This window comes from Aquitalea sp. S1-19 (assembly GCF_024343515.1).
On sequence record NZ_RJTZ01000250.1, the window covers coordinates 1 to 1,901 of the forward strand.

At 60.2% G+C, this 1,901-nt stretch carries 3 protein-coding genes; all 3 read left to right on the forward strand.

All coding sequences use genetic code 11. The features are described from left to right. Positions 1-411 (forward strand): imidazoleglycerol-phosphate dehydratase (locus EGI20_RS17885; protein ID WP_498633055.1); only part of this gene is annotated, 411 nt, incomplete at its 5' end. Further along, complete coding sequence (hisH, locus tag EGI20_RS17890; RefSeq protein WP_124735102.1) at positions 408-1,049, forward strand: imidazole glycerol phosphate synthase subunit HisH; 642 nt, start codon at positions 408-410, stop codon at positions 1,047-1,049. The genes EGI20_RS17885 and hisH, both read left to right, overlap by 4 nt. Positions 1,050-1,070: 21 nt before the next feature. After that, the gene (gene hisF / locus EGI20_RS17895) at positions 1,071-1,835 is read left to right on the forward strand and encodes an imidazole glycerol phosphate synthase subunit HisF (RefSeq protein ID WP_498633054.1); all 765 of its coding nucleotides are present in this window, start codon (positions 1,071-1,073) and stop codon (positions 1,833-1,835) included. The last annotated feature ends 66 nt before the right edge of the window (positions 1,836-1,901 follow it).

The window sequence follows — 1,901 nt, forward strand, 5'->3', positions numbered from 1 at the left end:
GATGCCCATCACACAGTGGAAGATCTGGGCATTACGCTGGGTCAGGCCTTTGCCCGTGCCATCGGCGACAAGAAGGGCATACGCCGCTATGGTCATGCTTATGTGCCGCTGGACGAGGCGCTGAGCCGGGTCGTGATCGACCTGTCCGGCCGCCCAGGCCTGGTGTACAACATCGAATTCACCCGTGCCAGCATTGGTAATTTCGACGTTGATCTGTTTTCCGAGTTTTTCCACGGCTTCGTCAACCACAGCATGGTGACGCTGCATATCGACAATCTGCGCGGGATCAACAGCCACCATCAGGCCGAGACCGTGTTCAAGGCCTTTGGCCGTGCACTGCGCATGGCGGTCGAGTTTGACGAGCGCATGGCCGGGCAGATGCCCTCGACCAAGGGGACGTTGACGGCATGAAGGTCGCCATTATCGATTACGGCATGGGCAATCTGCACTCGGTGTTGAAATCGGTGCAGGTCGTCAGCGACAGCGGCACCGAAGTCTTTTTGACCTCCGATCCGGACCGTGTGGTCAAAGCCGACAAGGTCGTGTTTCCCGGCCAGGGCGCGATGCCGGACTGCATGCGCGAACTGCGCGCCCACGGTCTGGCCGAGGCGGTGCTGGAAACCACGCGCAGCAAGCCGTTTTTCGGCATTTGCGTCGGCGCCCAGCTCTTGTTCGAACACAGCGCCGAGGGCGACACCGCCGGGCTGGGCATTTTCCCCGGCAATGTCCTGCGTTTTGGCCATGACTTACACGATGCGCACGGCGAGCGCCTGAAGGTGCCGCATATGGGCTGGAACCGTGTGTTTCAGACCCGGCCGCACCCACTGTTTGCCGGCATCGAAGACGGCGAGCGCTTTTATTTTGTCCACAGCTACCATTTCGCGCCTGACGACAGCGCCTTGAGCCTGGCCCAGAGCGAGTATCCCGAACGGTTTTCCTGTATCGTCGGGCGTAATAATATTTTTGCCACGCAGTTCCACACTGAAAAGAGCCACCGCGCAGGGCTTCAGATGATGAAGAATTTCCTTGCCTGGGATGGCTGTGTTTAACCTTCTGTAGATGAATGCATCATGTTGCTGATACCCGCTATCGATCTTAAAGACGGCCAATGCGTACGCCTGAAGCAGGGCGTGATGGACGACGCGACCGTGTTTTCCGACGACCCGGTCAAGGTCGCGCTGCACTGGCGTGATCAGGGCGCCGACGAGCTGACTTTTCTCGATATCACCGCCAGCTCCGACGAGCGCGATCTGATCCTGCATGTGATCGAAGCGGTGGCCGATCAGGTCTTTATTCCGCTGACCGTGGGAGGCGGCGTGCGTAAAGTCGATGATATCCGCCGCCTGCTCAATGCCGGTGCCGATAAGGTCGGTATCAATACTGCGGCCATCACCAATCCGGACCTGGTGCGCGAGGCAGCCGCACGTTTCGGTTGTCAGGCCATTGTGGTGGCGGTGGATGCCAAGGCGGTGAATGCCGACAACAGCCGCTGGGAAATCTTCACCCACGGCGGACGGCGGGCTACCGGCATCGATGCGGTCGAGTGGGCCGTCAAAATGGCCGACTATGGCGCCGGTGAAATATTGCTGACCAGCATGGACCGCGACGGCACCAAGGCCGGCTTCAATCTGGCGCTCACGCGTGCGGTCGCGGATGCGGTGTCGGTGCCGGTGATCGCCTCTGGCGGCGTCGGCAATCTGCAGCATCTGGTCGACGGGGTCACACAAGGCAAGGCGGATGCGGTGCTGGCTGCCAGTATCTTCCACTTCGGCGAATACACCGTGCGTCAGGCTAAAGAAGCCATGCGCGAGGCGGGGATAGAGGTGAGGTTGTAAGTGCGGTAGCGATGCGGGATCGGGGAGCCGGGATTCGGGAACCGATGTGTTGCCGTGATTTTGGCT